We start from the raw sequence: 18,153 nt of genomic DNA, 5'->3' as shown, positions 1-18,153 counted from the left end.
CCCGACCCTAAGGGCCCGAGGCGGATTGCGGCGCCAGCCCCGCCACCCAATCCGGTACCGCGGCGACGTCGGGTGGCGGCGACGCGACCACAATCAGCTCATCGATCCCCGCCTCGCTCAACGTGGCGGCATCGCCCGCGCCGGGGTGCGCAAGCGAGACCGCCAGCCGCAACTCGCCGGCGTCACGTCCGGACTCGTCGCACATTCGTCGAATGACCGCCACCCGCTCGGCGACGGCGGCCACATCTGGCAGGTTGAAGCCATACCACCCGTCGCCCCACCTCGCGACTCGACGCAACGCCGCATCGCTGTTGCCGCCCACCATTATTGGGATCCGGCGGTCGCGCACGGGTTTGGGATTGAGGCGAACCTCCTCGAAGCTGATGAATTCCCCTGCGAACGACGCGATGTCGTCACACCAGAGCCGGCGCATCGCAGTGACGTATTCGGCGGTGCGGGCGCCCCGGCGTCCGAAGGGAACGCCGAGCGTCTCGAACTCCTCTCGACACCAACCAACGCCGACACCGAGGCGCAACCTGCCGCCGCTGAGCTGGTCGAGGGTGGCAGCCTGCTTGGCGACCAGCACGGGATTGTGTTCCGGCAGCAGCAGCACACCGGTCGCCAGGTCGATCGTGCTGGTGGCCGCGGCCGCAAAGCTCAGCCCGATCAGCGGATCGATCCAGTCCGCGGCCGGCGGCACTGCGATCCGGCCATCGGCCGAATACGGGTAACGCGACGCGGGCTCATCCACCATCACCACATGCTCGCCGGCCCACAAGGTGGCGAAACCAAGCCGCTCCGCGGCGACCGCGACCGCGTCGATCACCGCCCGCCGGGCGCCCGCGCCGATACCCAATGCATGCAAGCCGAGTCGCACCACCGGATGGTCTCACAGTCGCCGGCCTGACTACCCTCGTACTCGTGAGCGAAACGCACACCCGGGCGCCGTCGTCGTACCCGCCGTCCGCGGAGTTCGCCGCGAAAGCAAACGTGCGCGACGACGTCTACCGCGCCGCCGAGCAGGACCCGCTGGCGTTCTGGGCGCAGCAGGCCAACCGGCTGTCCTGGTCGACGCCGTTCGAGCAGGTCCTGGATTGGTCGGACGCGCCGTTCGCCAAGTGGTTCGTCGGTGGCACGCTCAACGTCGCCTACAACTGCGTCGACCGCCACGTCGAAGCAGGCCTGGGCGACCGCACCGCCATCTACTGGGAGGGCGAGCCGGTCGGCGAGAGCCGCGCCCTGTCCTACGCGGACCTGCAGGTGCAGGTGTGCAAAACCGCCAACGCGCTGACCGGCCTCGGCCTGGTCGCCGGTGACCGGGTCGCGATCTACCTGCCGATGATCCCCGAGGCCGTCATCGCAATGCTGGCCTGCGCGCGGCTGGGCATCATGCACAGCGTCGTGTTCGCCGGCTACACCGCAACAGCGCTGCGCGCCCGCATCGCCGACGCCGAGGCCAGACTGCTGATCACCTCCGACGGGCAGTTCCGGCGCGGCACACCGATGCCGCTGAAGGAGGCAGCCGACGAGGCGGTCGGCCAGGACAGCTCCGTCGAGCACGTGCTGGTGGTCCGGCGCACCGGGATCGACGTGCCGTGGACGCCGGGCCGCGACCTGTGGTGGCACGACGTCGTCGACCCGGCGCCGGCCGAACACGCCCCCGAGCCGTTCGACGCCGAGCACCCGCTGTTTTTGCTGTACACATCGGGCACCACCGGCAGGCCCAAGGGCATCATGCACACCAGCGGCGGCTACCTGACTCAGACGTCCTACACGCACTACAGCATTTTCGACATCAAGCCGGAGACCGACGTGTTCTGGTGCACCGCCGATATCGGCTGGGTCACCGGGCACACCTACAGCGTCTACGGACCGCTGTCCAACGGTGTCACGCAGATTCTCTACGAAGGTACTCCCACCACACCGACCGAGCATCGGCATTTCGAGATCATCGAACGCTATGGTGTGACAATCTATTACGCTGCACCGACACTGATCCGGACGTTCATGAAGTGGGGCCGCGAAATTCCGGACGCCCACGACCTGTCCAGCCTGCGGCTGTTGGGGTCGGTCGGTGAGCCGATCAATCCGGAGGCCTGGCGCTGGTACCGCCAGGTGATCGGCGCCGGCCGAACCCCGGTCGTCGACACCTGGTGGCAGACCGAGACCGGCGCGTCGATGATCTCGCCGCTTCCCGGGGTTGCTGCGGCCAAGCCGGGTTCGGCCATGACGCCGCTGCCGGGTATCTCGGCGCGGATCGTCGACGACGACGGCAACCGACTCACCCCGCCGCCGACCGACGAAGGCGAGCACCTCACCGGCTACCTCGTCGTGGACCAGCCCTGGCCGGCCATGCTGCGCGGCATCTGGGGCGACCCGGATCGCTATCGGGACACCTACTGGTCCCGGTTCGCCCGGCAGGGCTGGTATTTCGCCGGCGACGGCGCCCGCTACGACGCCGACGGCGCCATCTGGGTGGTGGGTCGCATCGACGACGTGATGAACGTGTCCGGGCATCGCATCTCCACCGCGGAGGTCGAGTCGGCGCTGGTCGGCCATTCCGGAGTGGCCGAGGCGGCGGTGGTCGGGGCCACCGACGACACCACCGGCCAGGCCATCTGCGCGTTCGTCGTGCTGCAGGCAGAACACGCCGACACCGTCGGCGAAGAAATCATCGACGAGTTGCGCGCCGCAGTGGCCCGGGAGATCTCGCCGATCGCACGGCCGCGAGAACTGCATGTGGTGCCCGAACTGCCGAAGACGCGCAGCGGAAAAATCATGCGCCGGCTACTGCGCGACATCGCGGATAACCGCGAGCTCGGCGACACCTCGACGCTGCTCGATCCCGGGGTGTTCGACGCGATCCGGGCCGCCAAGTAAGCCGCAATCAGGCTAAGCGGCCGGAGTTGCCGCGACCGGGACGAACCCGGCGCCGGGGCGGTTCTTGGCGGCGAGGTCGGCCAGCACGGCGTTGATCGAGACGACGACCGCCGGAGTGTGCAGCGGGATGTATTTGGTGACGCAGCCCGGCAGGATCTCGCTGAAGGCGCCGTGGACCAGCCCGACCAATAAGTTGTCGGCGGTGACCGGTCCGCCTGAGTCGCCGGGCTGCCCGCATAGCTGCGCGACGATGGTTCCCGGGTCCTGGCCCGGGCCGAAGGTGACACCGCAGGACTCACCCGTGGTGCGGCCGTCTTTGCAGACGACCTGGCCAACGGGCGGATCCGGCCCGATGCCGTTGATCGCAAAGCCGCCGAAGTTGGCCACCGGTGCGACTTTGGCCGGGTCGAACTGAATGACCGCGTAGTCGAGTTGGTCGTTGCCTGCCACCATGGTGCCCACCGGGCCGCGGTTCTGCGCCGCCTCGGCGGCTACCTGGGCGCCGGGGCCCCCGCAGTGTGCGGAGGTGAAGCCGATCAGCTCGCCCTTGTTGTCGTTGCCGATGCTGGTCAGGGTGCACATCGTGTCGACGTCGACGACGATGCCCGCGCCGCCCCCCAGCGGAACCCTGTCGTCGGCGGATGCGGCGGTGGCGCGCAGGCCGACCACGGTCACCAGCGTGGTCAGCGTCATCATTGCCGCCGCAACGAGGAGCAGCCGACGCTGGGTGTTCTGCACCGCATTACTCCCGTCGACGGGTCGTGCCGCTAGCCGGACACGGCGGCGTCAGTCTAGCTGCGATCGGAAACTCGGCGCTCGATCGGCCTCGTCGGGTGACCGATCGGCATGGCAACATGAACCGCTATGACAGCGAACCGGGAGGACCGTCTGTGAGCAAGTCAGATCGTAAGGATGCCGCCCGCACCGACGGGGTGCCCGGGACGCTGACCACGATTCCGTTGACCGACCCGCACGCCACTCCTTTCGAACCCTCGATCGGCGAGCTGGTCAAGGACGCCACCGCTCAGATGTCGACGCTGGTGCGTGCCGAGGTGGAACTGGCCCGCGCCGAGATCACCCGCGATGTCAAGAAGGGTCTCACCGGCAGCGTTTTCTTCATCGCCGCGCTGGTGGTGTTGTTCTATTCGACCTTCTTTTTCTTCTTCTTCGTTGCCGAACTGCTCGATACCTGGCTGTGGCGTTGGGTCGCGTTCCTGATCGCGTTCGGGATCATGGTCGTCGTCACCACGGTGCTGGCGCTGGTCGGCTATCTGAAGGTGCGTCGAATCCGTGGACCGCGGCAGACGATCGAATCCGTCAAGGAGACCCGGACCGCGTTGGCGCCCGGCCACGACAAGGCTCGTGGCAATGGTGCGCCGCGAGCGCTACCCACGCCGCACGGCGGGACACCCGCCGACCCCTCGGGCTGGTAGATGGCCCCACCAGACCCGTCGGTGACCCGCATCGACGGGCCGTGGCGCCATCGGGACGTGCACGCTAACGGCATCCGGTTCCACGTCGTCGAGGCGGCGCCGACCGATAGGTCCGACGGACGATCGACAGCCACGGCGCCGACGGCGCGGCCGCTGGTGATCATGCTGCACGGCTTCGGCTCGTTCTGGTGGTCCTGGCGCCACCAGCTGCGCGCGCTGACCGGAGTGCGTGCGGTGGCCGTGGATTTGCGCGGCTACGGCGGCAGCGACAAGCCGCCCCGCGGCTACGACGGCTGGACGTTGGCCGGTGATACCGCAGGACTGATCCGCGCGCTCGGCCACTCGTCGGCAACGCTGGTTGGGCACGCCGACGGCGGGCTGGTCTGCTGGGCCACCTCGGTGCTGCATTCCCGGCTGGTGCGCGCGATCGCGGTCGTCAGCTCACCGCACCCCGCCGCGCTACGCGCCTCTGCGCTGACCCATCGCGACCAGGCTCGGGCGCTGTTGCCGTCGCTGCTGCGCTATCAGGTGCCGATCTGGCCGGAGCGCATGCTGACCCGGCACAACGCCTACGAGATCGAGCGGTTGGTACGCAGCCGGGCCGGCGCCAAATGGCAAGCGTGCGAAGACTTCTCCGAAACGATCGGCCATCTGCGGCAGGCGATCCAGATCCCGTCGGCAGCGCACTGCGCGCTGGAGTATCAGCGCTGGGCGGTGCGCAGCCAGTTGCGCGACGAGGGCCGGCGGTTCATGAAATCCATGAGCAGAAGCACCGAGGTCCCTCTATTGCACATTCGCGGCGACGCAGACCCCTATGTGCTGGCCGACCCGGTTGAGCACACGCGGCGCTACGCACCGCACGGCCAATACGCAACAGTCTCCGGCGCAGGGCATTTCAGCCACGAAGAGTCGCCAACCGAAGTCAACAGTCGGCTGATGCGATTTCTCGGGCAGGTGTACGGGACCGGGCTCAGCTGACACAAGCGCCGGTGCCCACCGGGGTGGTGTCACCGAGCTTGGCCTGCTGGCCGGCCACCTCTTTGGCCGTCAGCACGAAGCCGGTGTCGTTTTCGTCGACCGCAGCACCGAACACCACCCCGAGCACCTTGCCGCTCAGGTCGATCAACGGCCCACCCGAATTACCTTGCTCCACAGGGGCTCTGATGGTGTACACCTCGCGGTTCACCGTCGCATTGCGGTAGATGTCGGGGCCGGACAGTTCGATGATGTCCCGGATGCGAGCCGGGGTGGCCACGAAACCACCGCCGCCCGGATAACCGAGCACCAGCGCGTCGCTGCCCGGGTTCGCGGGACCATCGGCCAAGACCAGCGGTCCGGACGACAGGTTGGGAACGGCCAGGATGGCGATGTCGACGGTCGGGTCGTAGGACACCACGGTCGCGTCATAGGGATTGCCGCCGGCCTCGACGGTGACGCTGTTCGCGCCGGCCACCACGTGCGCGTTGGTCATCACCTTCCCGGACGAAAGGACAAACCCGGTGCCCTCCAACACCTTCTGGCAACCGGGTGCGATCGCACGGATCTTGACCACGCTGGGCTCGGTCTTCGCCACCACCGGATTGTTGGCCAGCGCCGCGTCCGGCGCCGCGACCGCGGCCGCCGGAGTACGGGTGAACGGCTCGAGCACCTGCGGAAAGCCCGAGGTGTCCAGCAGCGACGACAGCCTTTTGGGCACCGTCTTCAGCCATGGCGGTGCGTATTGGTTGACCTGGGCCAGCACCCGCGAACCCCGCACGGCGGCGGCAAGCTTCGGCTGGCCCGACGACGAAGTCAACGGAGTCGCCAGCAACCATGCCGCGACCAGCACCACCACCAGTTGCAAGGCCACCCCGACGATCGAGTCGAAGAACCGGATTGTGCCGCTGCTGATCGCGCCACGCACCGCCCGGCCGAGCACCACACCGGCGACCTCACCGATGACCACCAGGCCCAGCACCAAAAACAGCGCAGCGAACAGTTTGGCGCGCGCGTCGCTGATATGGCTGGAGATGTGCGGGGCCAGCAGCACCCCGGCGACCGCACCGAGCACCACGCCGACGAACGACAGCAGCGAACCCAATGCGCCTGAGCGCCAACCGGAGATGGCCGCGACGAAGGCGACCGCGAGAACCGCGATGTCCAGCCACTGTGACGAGGTCATTATGCACCACCCTCATCGCCGACCAGTGCCATCGCTTCGTCCAACTCGCGGATATCGCTGGTATCCCAGGGCTGCGCCCAACCGGCGACGTCGAGCATCGCCGAGATCACCTGGCCAGTGAATCCCCACACCAGCATCTCGTTCAACAAAAACGCCGGACCGGCGAAGCGGCGGTGCAAGGTGCGGCGGTACACCATCAGCCGGTTGGCAGGATTGATGAAGGCGCGCACCGGAACCCGCGCCACGATTGCTGTTTCGGCCTCGTCGACGACGCTCAACGGACCGGGATCGGGCGAGTAGGCGAGCACCGGGACGACGTGAAAACCCGACGGCGCGATGAACGTTCGCTCCATCGTCGCCAACGCATGCAGCCGGTTCGGGTCGATGCCGGTTTCTTCATGTGCTTCCCGCAATGCGGTGGCTACCGGTCCTTCGTCGCCCGGATCGGACGCACCGCCGGGAAACGCCGCCTGACCGGCGTGGTGGCGCAATGTGGAGGCCCGCACCGTGAGCAAGAGGTCGGCTTCATCAGGAACAGGGTCTGGGGCGCTGTCGCCGCCCGCACCCGACCCCGGACCCGAGAACAACACCAGCACCGCGGCATCGCGTCCGGCGCCGCGCAACGACGACGCCGTCTTGGCGGCGGTCACCATCGCCAGCACATCGGCCGGCAGCCGGCGCCGGTAGGCGTCCGGCACCTGACCGACGTTGTCGACCAGCGGACGCAGCCAGGGGGGGCCGAGCCCGGGCGTCAGCGATATCGCAGCGCTCACCCGGGCCTCCCCTGGTCTCATTCCTGGCCTCCGACCGCGGCCGCGATCTCGTCGGCGGTGGCGAAAGCCCGCGGCAGGGTCTGCGCAACGCTACCGTCCGAGGCCAACACCACTGTCGCGGGCATCACATTTGGCACCCGCAATGCGGCCGCGATGCGGCGGCGCCCGTCCTGCAGGGTCGGCAACCGGACACCCAACTGCGCCAACCGCAACAGCGCGGCCGTCTCGTTCTCGTCCTGATGCACGGTCAGCACGGTTATCTTCGGCCCGACCCGTCGCTGGTACTCGGCCATCGCGGGCAATTCGTCCTGGCACGGTCCGCACCAGTATGCCCACAAGTTGAGCACGACCCGGCGCCCGGCCAGCGCACGGGCGACGTCGACCACAGAGCCGTCGGCTGCGCATTCCGCCGTGATACCGCGCAGCGCCGGCGGGCCGGAGGCGTCGCCGGCGGCCGGGCATGGCGGCAGGTTCGCGCGCCGGCGCGATCCGGCCAGCGCCGCGGGGGTGTCGGCGTCGCGGTGCTCGCGGTTTTGGGCGGTGCTCGACGGCGTTGACACCGAATCGGACTTGTCGCCCAGCTCGACTGCCAGCGCCGCCAGCAACGCCACAACCACCACCAGGATCGCGACGGTCCAGCGGGTGCGGATGCTCACGGCGAGGTGGTCTACAACCCGGCCAGCGCCAGCAGGTGCTCGGTTTCCGGGCCCTGCACCAACGTGGCGGCGATCAGCGGGTCGGTGGGCCCGATCCCGTACGAGGGGCAGTCCTTGGCCAGCACGCAGATGCCGCAGGCCGGTTTGCGGGCGTGGCACACCCGGCGCCCGTGAAAGATCACCCGGTGGCTCAGCACGGTCCACTGGTCGCGTTCGATGAGTTCGCCGACGGCCTGCTCGATCTTCACCGGATCCTGCTCGGGCGTCCAGCGCCACCGGCCAACCAGCCGCTTGAAATGCGTGTCGACGGTGATTCCAGGGATGCCGAACGTGTTTCCGAGGATGACGTTGGCCGTCTTGCGCCCCACGCCGGGCAGCGTCACCAATTCCGCCATGGTGGCCGGCACCTCACCGTCGAACCGCTCGACCAGCGCTTGCCCGAGACCGATCAATGACGTTGCCTTATTACGGTAAAAACCGGTGGGACGGATCAGGTTCTCCAGTTCCGCACGGTCGGCCCGGGCGTAGTCCAGCGCGGTGCGGTAGCGGGCAAACAGTGCCGGCGTGGTCAGGTTCACCCGCTTGTCGGTGCTTTGTGCCGACAAAATGGTTGCCACTGTCAGTTCCAGCGGCGTGGTGAAATCCAGCTCGCAATACACATGCGGAAACGCTTGCCCCAGCTTGCGATTCATTCGGCGAGCCCGCCTCACCAAGCCGAGCCGTGTCTCCGCAGACCACCGCCGGTCCGCGGCGGTGTCAGTCGGGGCGGCCGACCGCGCGACGGCGCGGGACGGTTTGCTGATTGTCACCCTCGACAGAGTACTGATTCGTAATCTCACTGAGACCTTCGCCGTGTTTACTTGCTCCTTGTGTCCTGGTTGCTGGTGGCATTCGTCCCGGGGCTGCTGATGCTGGCAACGTTCGGGCTGCAACGGCTCGAATCGGGCTTGGTCGACGCCACACTCACCGCACGCGATGTCGCGAAGTTTCTGCAACAGGCCGAGCCCGACGATATGCGCATGCTCGCCCGAGAAGGAATGCCCGAGGCGCTGGACAACCTGCACCGCCGCCAGTCCGAGCGGGCTTTCGACGAGCTGACGCACCAGCCCCGCCGTGTCGAATATCCCGCCGATCCGGTGTTGGCCACCGCCGTTGTTCTCACCGCCGAACAGCAGGGCCTGCCGTCGGGACGGCATCGGCATTCGCGGAGGAATCGGCAATTTGAGGCGCCCCCGCAGGCCAATCGTGTGTAGCGTTGGCACGTCGAGTTAACGGCTCACCTCTAGACTCTCTAACCAGAGGTTGGGCCCGCGGGTGTCACACCGTTGAAGAGCTGAAGGGGCAACGTGGACGAGATCCTGGCGAGGGCCGGAATCTTCCAGGGGGTTGAACCCAGCGCCGCCGCCGCGCTGACCCAACAACTGCAGCCGGTCGACTTCCCACGCGGACACACCGTATTCGCCGAAGGAGAGCCGGGCGATCGGCTCTACATCATCGTCTCCGGAAAGGTCAAGATCGGCCGCCGCTCACCGGACGGCCGGGAGAACCTGCTGACCATCATGGGACCGTCCGACATGTTCGGCGAGCTGTCGATCTTCGACCCGGGGCCCCGGACTTCCAGCGCCACGACGATCACCGAGGTGCGGGCGGTGTCGATGGACCGCGACGCGCTGCGCGCGTGGATCGCCGATCGCCCCGAGATCGCCGAACAGTTGCTGCGGGTACTGGCTCGTCGGCTGCGCCGCACCAACAACAACCTGGCCGACCTGATCTTCACCGACGTGCCCGGCAGGGTGGCCAAGCAGCTGCTGCAGCTGGCCCAGCGGTTCGGCACGCAGGAGGGTGGCGCGATGCGGGTCACTCACGACCTGACCCAGGAGGAGATCGCCCAGCTCGTGGGTGCCTCGCGGGAAACGGTGAACAAGGCGCTGGCCGATTTCGCCCACCGCGGGTGGATCCGTTTGGAGGGCAAGAGCGTGCTGATCTCCGACTCGGAAAGGCTGGCGAGGCGCGCGCGGTAGTCCGCCTTTTGCGCGAGCGTGCGCAAACCCGGGTTTCCACGACACGCCACGTGACACGCACGCTCGCGCTACCTACGTAGGTAGTCCAGCTGGGCCTGCACCGACCATTCGGCGACGTCCCAGAGCTCCTCGTCGACGTCGACGTAGACGTGCTCGACGATCTGACGCGTGGTGGCGTCGTCGCCCAGCTCCCGCAGCGCCGCGCGCACCTGCTCCAAGCGCTGTTCGCGGTGCGCCAGATATCCCGACGCGACGGCCTCCAGGTTGGGCAGGTCCGGCCCGTGCCCCGGCAGCACGGTGCGCGCGCCCAGGCCGCGCAGCCGACGCAGCGACTCCAGGTAGTCGCCCAGGCTGCCGTCTTCGGTATCGATGACGGTGGTGCCGCGGCCCAACACGGTGTCCGCGGTCAGCACGGCGTCGTCGAGCACGAACGACAGCGAGTCGGCGGTGTGCCCGGGCGTGGCCATCACCGTGATCCGCAGCCCGGCCGCATCGATCACCTCGCCGTCGGTCAGGTGTTCGCCGAGGCCGCGCAACCACCCGCTGCCCACCGAGCGCACGGTGGCGCCGGTCGCCGCCACCAGCTTGTCGATACCGTCGCTGTGGTCGAAATGCCGGTGGCTGAGCAGCACCAGCGCGACCTTGCCGACGGCGGCGACCCGGGCGACGTGTTCGTTGTCGTCCGGTCCGGGATCGATGACCACCACTTCGTCGCTGCGCGGACCCCGTAGCACCCAGGTGTTGGTGCCTTCCAGCGTCATCTTGCCGGGGTTGTCGGCGAGCAGGACCGACGCGGTGTCGGTGACCGGCCGCAGCCGACCGTAGGCCGGATGCGTCAGCAACTCAGCGGTGCCGGTCACGGCGTTACCCGACCTCGACCACCAACTCGACTTCCACCGGCGCGTTCAGTGGCAGTTCGGAGACGCCGATGGCAGAACGGGCATGCGCCCCACGGTCGCCGAACACCTCGGTGAACAGATCCGATGCACCGTTGACCACACCCGGCTGACCATTGAACCCGGGGGCGGAGGCCACGAATCCAACGACTTTCACCACCTGGGTCACCGCGTCGATACCCACCAGCGAATCCACGGCGGCCAGCGCATTGAGCGCACAAATCCGCGCCAGCGCACTGGCTTCCCCGGGACTGACCTCAGCGCCGACCTTGCCGGTGCCGGCGAGCTTGCCGGCTTGCATCGGGACCTGGCCTGCCGTGTACACCAAGTTGCCGGTGCGCACCGCCGGAACGTAGGAAGCCACCGGCTTCACTACCTCGGGCAGCTGCAGGCCGAGCTCGGCGAGCCGCGCCGACACACTCATTTCGGCCGTTTGAGGTACGCCACGAGTTGCTCACCGGTCGGCCCCGGCATCACTGAAACCAGTTCCCAGCCGTCGGCACCCCATTGGTCGAGGATTTGCTTGGTGGCGTGCGTCAACAGCGGGACGGTCGCGTACTCCCACGCGGTCGGTTGAGTCATAGCCCGAGCTTATCGGTAGGGCCCTGAGCCTCTCGGGCTAGCATGCTTTGGTGGCGACGACACCGAGCAGCGCAAGTTCCATCGGCTGGCCATCGCGTCTGGAGAAAGCCCGCCTGCATTTCGTAACCGGCAAGGGCGGTACCGGCAAGTCGACGATCGCGGCCGCACTCGCGTTGACCCTCGCGTCCGGCGGACGCAAGGTACTGCTCGTCGAAGTCGAAGGGCGCCAAGGGATTGCGCAGCTTTTCGACGTGCCGCCACTGCCCTACAAAGAGCTCAAGATCGCGACGGCCGAACACGGCGGTCAAGTTAACGCGCTGGCGATCGACATCGAGGCCGCGTTCTTGGAATACCTGGACATGTTCTACAACCTCGGAATCGCCGGCCGGGCGATGCGGCGCGTCGGCGCGATCGAGTTCGCGACGACGATTGCCCCGGGCCTGCGCGACGTGCTGCTCACCGGAAAAATCAAGGAGTCGGTGATCCGCGTCGACAAGAACAGACTGCCGGTCTATGACGCGGTCGTCGTCGACGCGCCGCCCACCGGCCGCATCGCCGCATTTCTCGACGTCACCAAGGCGGTGGCCGACCTGGCCAAGGGCGGCCCGGTGCATTCGCAAAGCGAGGGCGTGGTGCAGCTGTTGCACTCCGAGGCGACCGCCATCCACCTGGTGACGCTGCTGGAGGCGCTGCCGATGCAGGAAACGATGGAGGCGATCGACGAACTGCAGCGGCTGAACCTGCCGATCGGCAGTGTGATCGTCAACCGCAACATCGAAGTTTATCTTCAGCCCGACGACCTGGCGAAGGCCGAAGAGGGTGATGTCGACGCCGACGCGGTCCGGGCCGGATTAGCCGCGGCCGGAATCACGCTGAACGACAACGACTTCGCCGGCCTGCTGACCGAGACCGTCCAGCACGCCACCCGTATCGCTGCGCGCGCCGAAACCGCCGAGCAGCTCGACCAACTGCACGTTCCGCGACTGGAGCTCCCAACCATTGCCGACGGTGTCGACCTCGGCAGTCTCTATGAGTTATCCGAAAGCCTCTCCCAGCAGGGGGTTCGATGAGTATCACACCACCGAAGCTGGATATGGCCTCGATCCTGGCGGACAAAGGCAACCGGGTGGTTGTGTGCTGCGGCGCCGGCGGCGTCGGCAAAACCACCACCGCCGCCGCAATGGCATTGCGCGCAGCAGAATACGGGCGCACCGTGGTGGTGTTGACCATCGACCCCGCCAAACGGCTGGCACAAGCGTTGGGCATCAACGATCTCGGTAACTCTCCGCAACGCGTACCACTGGCTCCCGAAGTGCCCGGCCAGCTGTACGCGATGATGCTCGACATGCGCCGCACGTTCGACGAAATGGTCATCGCGTATTCCGGACCCGAACGAGCACAAGCTGTCTTGGACAACCAGTTTTATCAAACGGTCGCCACCTCGCTCGCCGGTACGCAGGAATACATGGCCATGGAGAAGCTCGGCCAATTGTTGGCCCAGGACCGCTGGGACCTGATAGTGGTGGACACTCCGCCGTCGCGCAATGCGTTGGATTTCCTGGACGCGCCGAAACGGTTGGGCAGCTTCATGGACAGCCGGCTGTGGCGGCTGCTGCTGGGGCCCGGGCGTGGTATCGGGCGACTGGTCGCCGGTGCCGTCGGTCTGGCGATGAAGGCACTCTCGACAGTCCTTGGCTCCCAGATGCTTTCCGATGCAGCGGGTTTCGTGCAGTCATTAGATGCTACCTTCGGCGGTTTCCGCGAGAAAGCGGATCGCACCTACGCGCTACTGAAGCGACGCGGTACGCAGTTCGTGGTGGTGTCGGCGGCCGAGCCCGATGCGCTGCGCGAGGCGTCGTTCTTCGTTGACCGGCTCTCCGAGGAGCGCATGCCGATGGCGGGACTCATCCTCAACCGGACACATCCAATGTTGTGCAGCCTGCCAGTCGAGCGCGCGATCGACGGCGCCGAGACGCTCGATAACGAGCAGACGAACACCGACGGGCAGGGCTCTCGAGTCCTCGCCACGGCGGTGTTGCGGATTCACGCCGACCGGGCGGCCACGTCCAAGCGAGAGATCCGGCTGTTGTCCCGGTTCACCGGCGCCAACCCGCACGTCGCCATCGTCGGGGTGCCGTCACTGCCGTTCGACGTCTCCGACCTGGAAGCGCTGCGCGCGATCGGCGATCAGCTCACCGCGATCGGCGATCAGCTCACCGCGATCGGCTGAAGCGTGGCTTAGCCGGCGTTGCGGTGATTGCGCTGTGCAGCGAAGAACTCCCGCCAAGACCCCACCTCGGGGTGTTGTTTGAGCAGGGCACGACGCTGGCGTTCGGTCATACCCCCCCAGACACCGAATTCGACGCGGTTGTCCAGCGCGTCGGCGGCGCATTCCAGCATCACCGGGCAGTGCCGGCAGATCACCGCCGCCTTGCGCTGTGCGGCGCCGCGGACAAAGAGCTCATCCGGATCGGCCCCCCGGCACAAGGCCTGGGATACCCAGGCAATCCGTGACTCGGAGTCAGCGCGATTGATGCCGTTGCCTGCAGGTGAGACGGTTGTTCTTCCCCCCGCAGTGCGTGTACCTGCCACCAGCGTTCCCCTTCGCTCCTGGCCACCCACCAGCACGGCGGCTCACGCCCGTGCAAACGGGCGATGCGACCCGCGTCACCCTATGCACGTCAGTGTTACCTGTATCTCACTGTGCGTATAAGTTAGGTGGTCAAGTACCAATTGCGCAACAGTCTGATATCGCCTTTTTTGGGACGACTGTGCCGTCCGATCATGATGACGGGCCCAGAACCGGCTCGCCGGGCACACCGAAAACGCCCTGACCTGTGACGCTGGGGACAATATGGTCATCCGCCGCCCGGTGTCATCCGTCGCTTCGCCGCTACTGTAGTAGCCATGTCGGAGCGCCCCCAGACCGTGATCACGGTGGCAAAACTCGCCGGGTGCTGCCTATTCGCCGGCGTCATCGTCGCCGCCTTGCTGTTTCCGGTGGCCGGCGGGGTCGGCCTGATGTCCAATCGGGCATCCGAAGTCGTCGCCAACGGTTCGGCGCAGCTGCTGGAGGGCGACGTCCCGGCAGTGACCACGATGCTCGACGCGAAGGGCAACACGATCGCCTGGCTGTACTCGCAGCGGCGGTTCGAGGTGACCAGCGACAAGATCGCCAACACCATGAAGCTGGCAATCGTCTCGATCGAGGACAAGCGGTTTGCCGAACACAACGGCGTGGACTGGCAGGGCACGCTGACCGGGCTGGCCGGCTACGCCCGGGGCGACGTCGACACCCGCGGCGGCTCGACGCTGGAACAGCAGTATGTGAAGAACTACCAACTACTGGTGATCGCGCAGACCGACGCGGAAAAGCGGGCTGCCGTCGAGACCACGCCGGCGCGCAAGCTGCGCGAAATCAGGATGGCGCTCACCTTGGACAAGACGTTCACCAAGTCCGAGATCCTGACCCGCTACCTCAACCTGGTTTCGTTCGGCAACAACGCCTTCGGCGTCCAGGATGCCGCGCAGACGTATTTCGGCGTGAACGCGTCCGAGCTGGACTGGCAGCAGGCGGCTCTGCTGGCCGGGCTGGTGCAGTCGACCAGTACGCTGAATCCCTACACCAACCCCGAAGGTGCACTCGCCCGGCGAAACCTGGTGTTGGACACCATGATCGAAAACCTGCCCAAAGAGGCAGACGCGTTGCGCGCCGCCAAGGCAGAGCCACTGGGGATCTTGCCGCAACCCAACGAGTTGCCACGCGGCTGCATCGCCGCCGGCGACCGTGCCTTCTTCTGCGACTACGTGCAGGCCTATCTGGCCAGAGCCGGCATCAGCAAGGAGCAGGCGGCCCGGGGCGGGTACACGATCCGCACCACGCTGGATCCCGACGTGCAGAACCCGGTCAAGCAGGCGATCGATGCCTCCGCCAGCCCCGACCTCAACGGGATCGCCAGCGTGATGAGTGTGATCAAGCCCGGCAAAGACTCCCATCGGGTGCTGGCGATGGCCAGCAACCGCAGGTACGGGCTGGATAGCAGCGCCGGCGAAACCATGCGACCACAGCCGTTCTCCCTGGTCGGCGACGGCGCAGGCTCCATCTTCAAGATCTTCACGACCGCCGCCGCACTCGACATGGGTATGGGCATCAATGCTCAGCTCGAAGTGCCGGGCACGTTTCAGGCCAAGGGCTTGGGCAGCGGCGGCGCCAAGGGCTGTCCCAAGGAAACCTGGTGTGTGGTGAACGCCGGCAAGTACCGAGGGTCGATGAATGTGACCGATGCGCTGGCCACCTCGCCGAACACCGCGTTCGCCAGGCTGATCCAGCTGGTGGGGGTCCCGCGCGCGGTGGACATGGCGGTCAAGCTCGGGCTGCGTTCTTACGCGGATCCGGGCACGGCCCGCGACTACGATCCCGACAGCAACGAGAGCCTGGCCGATTTCATCAAACGGCAGAACCTCGGATCGTTCACCTTGGGCCCGTTCGAGCTGAACGCCCTGGAGCTGTCGAACGTCGCGGCAACGCTGGCCTCGGGAGGCATGTGGTGCCCGCCCAACCCGATCGACAAGCTGATCGACCGCGACGGCAACCAGATCGCCGTCACCACCGAGACCTGCGATCGGGCGGTGCCCGAAGGGCTGGCGAACACCCTGGCCAACGCGCTGAGCAAGGACGCTCAGGCCGGCGGCACGGCGTCGGGCTCGGCCGGCGCGGCGGGCTGGAACCTGCCGATGTCCGGCAAGACCGGCACCACCGAGGCACACCGGTCGTCGGGTTTCGTGGGTTTCACCAACCACTACGCGGCGGCAAACTACATCTACGACGACTCCAGCTCGCCGTCCGACCTGTGCTCGTCCCCGCTGCGACGCTGCGGCGACGGCAACCTCTACGGCGGCAACGAGCCGGCCCGCACCTGGTTCACCGCCATGAAGCCGGTCGCGGACAACTTCGGCGAAGTGAAACTGCCACCGACCGATCCCCGCTACGTCGACGGCGGCCCCAACTCGCGGGTACCCAGCGTCGTGGGCCTGGACGTCGACGGGGCGCGCCTACGGCTGAGGGAAGCCGGTTTCCAGGTCGCCGGCCAAGCCACTCCGGTCAACAGCAGCGCAAGGTACGGGGAGGTGGTCGGAACCTCCCCCAACGGCCAGACCATCCCGGGTGCGATCGTCACGATCCAGACCAGTAACGGCATCCCGCCGCCACCGCCTCCGCCGCCAGAAGGCCAGGTGGTGGGCTCGACCGTCGTGGAAATACCGGGTCTGCCGCCGATCACTATTCCGCTGTTGGCGCCTCCGCCGCCGGGCGAGCCACCGCCGCCGTGACGCCACAGCCCGCAGTAGGCTGCTTGCATGTCTCGCACTTCGTCAGTCCTGAAAACCACCGGCGCCATCACGCTGGGCTCGGCCCTGGGCGGGGTCGGCTACGCCTCGATCATCGAACGCAATGCTTTCGTCGTGCGTGAGCTGACCATGCCGGTGTTGACGCCGGGCTCGTCGCCGCTGCGGGTACTGCACATCAGTGACATCCACATGCGGCCCAAACAGCGCCGCAAACAGGCGTGGCTGCGCGAGCTGGCCGGTTGGGGGCCGGACCTGGTCGTCAATACCGGCGACAATCTGGCACACCCGAAGGCGGTGCCTGCGGTCGTGCAGACTCTCGGCGACCTTCTGTCGCTGCCCGGTGTCTTCGTTTTCGGCAGCAACGACTACTTCGGTCCGCACCTGAAGAACCCGCTGAACTACCTGACGAATCCCGGTCACCGGGTGCACGGTCAGCCGCTGCCCTGGCAGGATCTGCGGGCGGTGTTCACCGAGCGCGGCTGGCTGGATCTCACCCACAACCGCCGCGAGTTCGAGGTGGCCGGACTGCACATCGCCCTTGCGGGGGTGGACGACCCACACATCAGGCGGGACCGCTACGAGACGATCGCGGGGCCGGCCAGCCCGGCGGCCAACTTGCGGCTGGGCCTGACGCATTCGCCCGAACCGCGGGTGCTGGACCGGTTCGCCGCCGACGGCTATCAACTGGTGCTGGCCGGCCACACCCACGGCGGGCAGTTGTGTCTGCCGTTCTACGGTGCGGTGGTGACCAATTCCGGCCTGGACCGGTCGCGAGCCAAAGGGGCCTCGCGCTGGGGGGCCGGCATGCGGCTGCACGTCTCGGCCGGGATCGGCACCTCGCCATTTGCGCCGGTGCGGTTCTGCTGCCGGCCCGAGGCGACCCTGCTGACGTTGATCGCCGCGCCGACCGGGGGCCGCGAATCGCGCCGGGACCGCGGTCGGTCGCAGCCCACGTATTCGGTGCATTGACCGAACCGACCCGGTTCGCGGTTCACAAACAGCCGCGCGGGTGGACGGACAACGCGATCGGGCTGATCGAGGCCGACGCCCGCCGCAGCGCCGACACCCACCTGTTGCGCTATCCGCTGCCGTCGGCGTGGCGCAACGACGCCGACGTCGCGCTCTATCTCAAAGACGAGACGACCCACATCACCGGCAGCCTCAAGCACCGGCTGGCCCGCTCGCTGTTTCTCTACGGGCTGTGCAACGGGTGGATCGAGGAGAACACCACGGTGGTCGAGGCGTCGTCGGGGTCCACCGCGGTGTCCGAGGCGTACTTCGCGGCGCTGCTGGGTCTGCCATTCGTCGCGGTGATGCCCGCTTCCACCAGCGCGTCGAAAGTGGCGCTGATCGAGACGCAGGGCGGGCGCTGCCATTTCGTGCAGCGTTCGGCTGACGTCTACGC

At 67.3% G+C, this 18,153-nt stretch carries 20 protein-coding genes; 10 read left to right on the top strand and 10 right to left on the bottom strand.

Annotated elements, in window-relative coordinates; genetic code table 11:
- Window positions 1-7: 7 nt before the first annotated feature.
- Window positions 8-877 (bottom strand): LLM class F420-dependent oxidoreductase, encoded by an 870-nt coding sequence (locus ACRDTL_RS20050; protein WP_431508441.1) that lies wholly within the window; start codon window positions 875-877, stop codon window positions 8-10.
- A gap of 44 nt (window positions 878-921) precedes the next feature.
- Here ACRDTL_RS20050 and acs point away from each other — a divergent pair, with 44 nt between their 5' ends.
- Window positions 922-2,880: an acetate--CoA ligase gene (gene acs, locus ACRDTL_RS20045; protein WP_431508440.1), complete on the top strand. Its 1,959-nt coding sequence runs from the start codon at window positions 922-924 to the stop codon at window positions 2,878-2,880.
- A gap of 12 nt (window positions 2,881-2,892) precedes the next feature.
- On the opposite strand, the gene ACRDTL_RS20040 is transcribed toward acs, so the two are convergent.
- Window positions 2,893-3,576, bottom strand: coding sequence for a S1 family peptidase (locus ACRDTL_RS20040; RefSeq protein WP_431508454.1), 684 nt, complete (start codon window positions 3,574-3,576; stop codon window positions 2,893-2,895).
- 194 nt (window positions 3,577-3,770) lie between these two features.
- Here ACRDTL_RS20040 and ACRDTL_RS20035 point away from each other — a divergent pair, with 194 nt between their 5' ends.
- Together ACRDTL_RS20035 and ACRDTL_RS20030 are read left to right on the top strand one after the other, a co-directional pair.
- Window positions 3,771-4,313: a phage holin family protein gene (locus ACRDTL_RS20035; RefSeq protein WP_431508439.1), complete on the top strand. Its 543-nt coding sequence runs from the start codon at window positions 3,771-3,773 to the stop codon at window positions 4,311-4,313.
- Entirely contained in the window at window positions 4,314-5,291 is a 978-nt protein-coding gene (locus ACRDTL_RS20030) for an alpha/beta fold hydrolase (protein WP_431508438.1), read from the top strand. It abuts the gene before it with no gap.
- Here the strand turns inward: ACRDTL_RS20030 and marP are convergent.
- The 4 genes from marP to nth are packed head-to-tail and all read right to left on the bottom strand — an operon-like array spanning window position 5,284 to window position 8,595.
- Complete coding sequence (gene marP / locus ACRDTL_RS20025) at window positions 5,284-6,474, bottom strand: acid resistance serine protease MarP (protein WP_431508437.1); 1,191 nt, start codon at window positions 6,472-6,474, stop codon at window positions 5,284-5,286. The two genes, ACRDTL_RS20030 and marP, sit on opposite strands and share 8 nt — an antisense overlap.
- Window positions 6,474-7,268, bottom strand: a complete 795-nt coding sequence (locus ACRDTL_RS20020) for an NUDIX hydrolase (protein WP_431508436.1) — start codon at window positions 7,266-7,268, stop codon at window positions 6,474-6,476. Before ACRDTL_RS20020 ends, marP begins: the two co-directional genes overlap by 1 nt.
- Entirely contained in the window at window positions 7,265-7,903 is a 639-nt protein-coding gene (locus ACRDTL_RS20015) for a TlpA family protein disulfide reductase (RefSeq protein ID WP_431508435.1), read from the bottom strand. Before ACRDTL_RS20015 ends, ACRDTL_RS20020 begins: the two co-directional genes overlap by 4 nt.
- Window positions 7,904-7,914: 11 nt before the next feature.
- A complete protein-coding gene (nth, locus tag ACRDTL_RS20010) occupies window positions 7,915-8,595 on the bottom strand; it encodes an endonuclease III (RefSeq protein ID WP_431508434.1) in 681 nt (226 codons plus the stop codon).
- A gap of 177 nt (window positions 8,596-8,772) precedes the next feature.
- Between nth and ACRDTL_RS20005 the strand changes: the two genes are divergently transcribed.
- Both ACRDTL_RS20005 and crp read left to right on the top strand, forming a co-directional pair.
- Complete coding sequence (locus ACRDTL_RS20005) at window positions 8,773-9,156, top strand: hypothetical protein (RefSeq protein WP_431508433.1); 384 nt, start codon at window positions 8,773-8,775, stop codon at window positions 9,154-9,156.
- Window positions 9,157-9,249: 93 nt separating this feature from the next.
- Window positions 9,250-9,924 carry a cAMP-activated global transcriptional regulator CRP gene (gene crp / locus ACRDTL_RS20000; RefSeq protein WP_431508432.1) on the top strand — a complete coding sequence of 225 codons (675 nt, stop codon included), beginning with the start codon at window positions 9,250-9,252 and terminating at the stop codon, window positions 9,922-9,924.
- A 68-nt stretch (window positions 9,925-9,992) separates the two neighbouring features.
- On the opposite strand, the gene ACRDTL_RS19995 is transcribed toward crp, so the two are convergent.
- Genes ACRDTL_RS19995 through ACRDTL_RS19985 form a run of 3 tightly spaced genes read right to left on the bottom strand, consistent with a single transcriptional unit; the run spans window position 9,993 to window position 11,402 of the window.
- Window positions 9,993-10,784, bottom strand: a complete 792-nt coding sequence (locus ACRDTL_RS19995; RefSeq protein WP_431508431.1) for an MBL fold metallo-hydrolase — start codon at window positions 10,782-10,784, stop codon at window positions 9,993-9,995.
- Between the two features lie 4 nt (window positions 10,785-10,788).
- Window positions 10,789-11,244 carry a RidA family protein gene (locus ACRDTL_RS19990; RefSeq protein WP_431508430.1) on the bottom strand — a complete coding sequence of 152 codons (456 nt, stop codon included), beginning with the start codon at window positions 11,242-11,244 and terminating at the stop codon, window positions 10,789-10,791.
- Window positions 11,241-11,402: a hypothetical protein gene (locus ACRDTL_RS19985; RefSeq protein WP_431508429.1), complete on the bottom strand. Its 162-nt coding sequence runs from the start codon at window positions 11,400-11,402 to the stop codon at window positions 11,241-11,243. Before ACRDTL_RS19985 ends, ACRDTL_RS19990 begins: the two co-directional genes overlap by 4 nt.
- Window positions 11,403-11,449: 47 nt before the next feature.
- Here ACRDTL_RS19985 and ACRDTL_RS19980 point away from each other — a divergent pair, with 47 nt between their 5' ends.
- Window positions 11,450-12,472: an ArsA-related P-loop ATPase gene (locus ACRDTL_RS19980; RefSeq protein ID WP_431508428.1), complete on the top strand. Its 1,023-nt coding sequence runs from the start codon at window positions 11,450-11,452 to the stop codon at window positions 12,470-12,472.
- Window positions 12,469-13,632 (top strand): ArsA family ATPase, encoded by a 1,164-nt coding sequence (locus ACRDTL_RS19975; RefSeq protein WP_431508427.1) that lies wholly within the window; start codon window positions 12,469-12,471, stop codon window positions 13,630-13,632. Before ACRDTL_RS19980 ends, ACRDTL_RS19975 begins: the two co-directional genes overlap by 4 nt.
- 8 nt (window positions 13,633-13,640) lie before the next feature.
- Here ACRDTL_RS19975 and ACRDTL_RS19970 read toward each other — a convergent pair whose 3' ends face one another.
- The gene (locus tag ACRDTL_RS19970; protein ID WP_431508453.1) at window positions 13,641-13,937 is read right to left on the bottom strand and encodes a WhiB family transcriptional regulator; all 297 of its coding nucleotides are present in this window, start codon (window positions 13,935-13,937) and stop codon (window positions 13,641-13,643) included.
- Between the two features lie 372 nt (window positions 13,938-14,309).
- Here ACRDTL_RS19970 and ponA2 point away from each other — a divergent pair, with 372 nt between their 5' ends.
- The 3 genes from ponA2 to ACRDTL_RS19955 all read left to right on the top strand — a co-directional run.
- Window positions 14,310-16,730, top strand: a complete 2,421-nt coding sequence (ponA2, locus tag ACRDTL_RS19965) for a transglycosylase/D,D-transpeptidase PonA2 (RefSeq protein ID WP_431508426.1) — start codon at window positions 14,310-14,312, stop codon at window positions 16,728-16,730.
- A gap of 27 nt (window positions 16,731-16,757) precedes the next feature.
- Entirely contained in the window at window positions 16,758-17,717 is a 960-nt protein-coding gene (locus ACRDTL_RS19960; RefSeq protein WP_431508425.1) for a metallophosphoesterase, read from the top strand.
- On the top strand, window positions 17,714-18,153 hold a 440-nt coding region (locus tag ACRDTL_RS19955), incomplete at its 3' end, for a pyridoxal-phosphate dependent enzyme (RefSeq protein WP_431508424.1). The genes ACRDTL_RS19960 and ACRDTL_RS19955, both read left to right, overlap by 4 nt.

Source organism: Mycobacterium sp., assembly GCF_050700595.1.
Taxonomy (GTDB): domain Bacteria; phylum Actinomycetota; class Actinomycetes; order Mycobacteriales; family Mycobacteriaceae; genus Mycobacterium.
The sequence above is the reverse complement of the archived record's forward strand: the minus strand, read 5'-3'. Positions and strand labels throughout refer to the sequence as shown.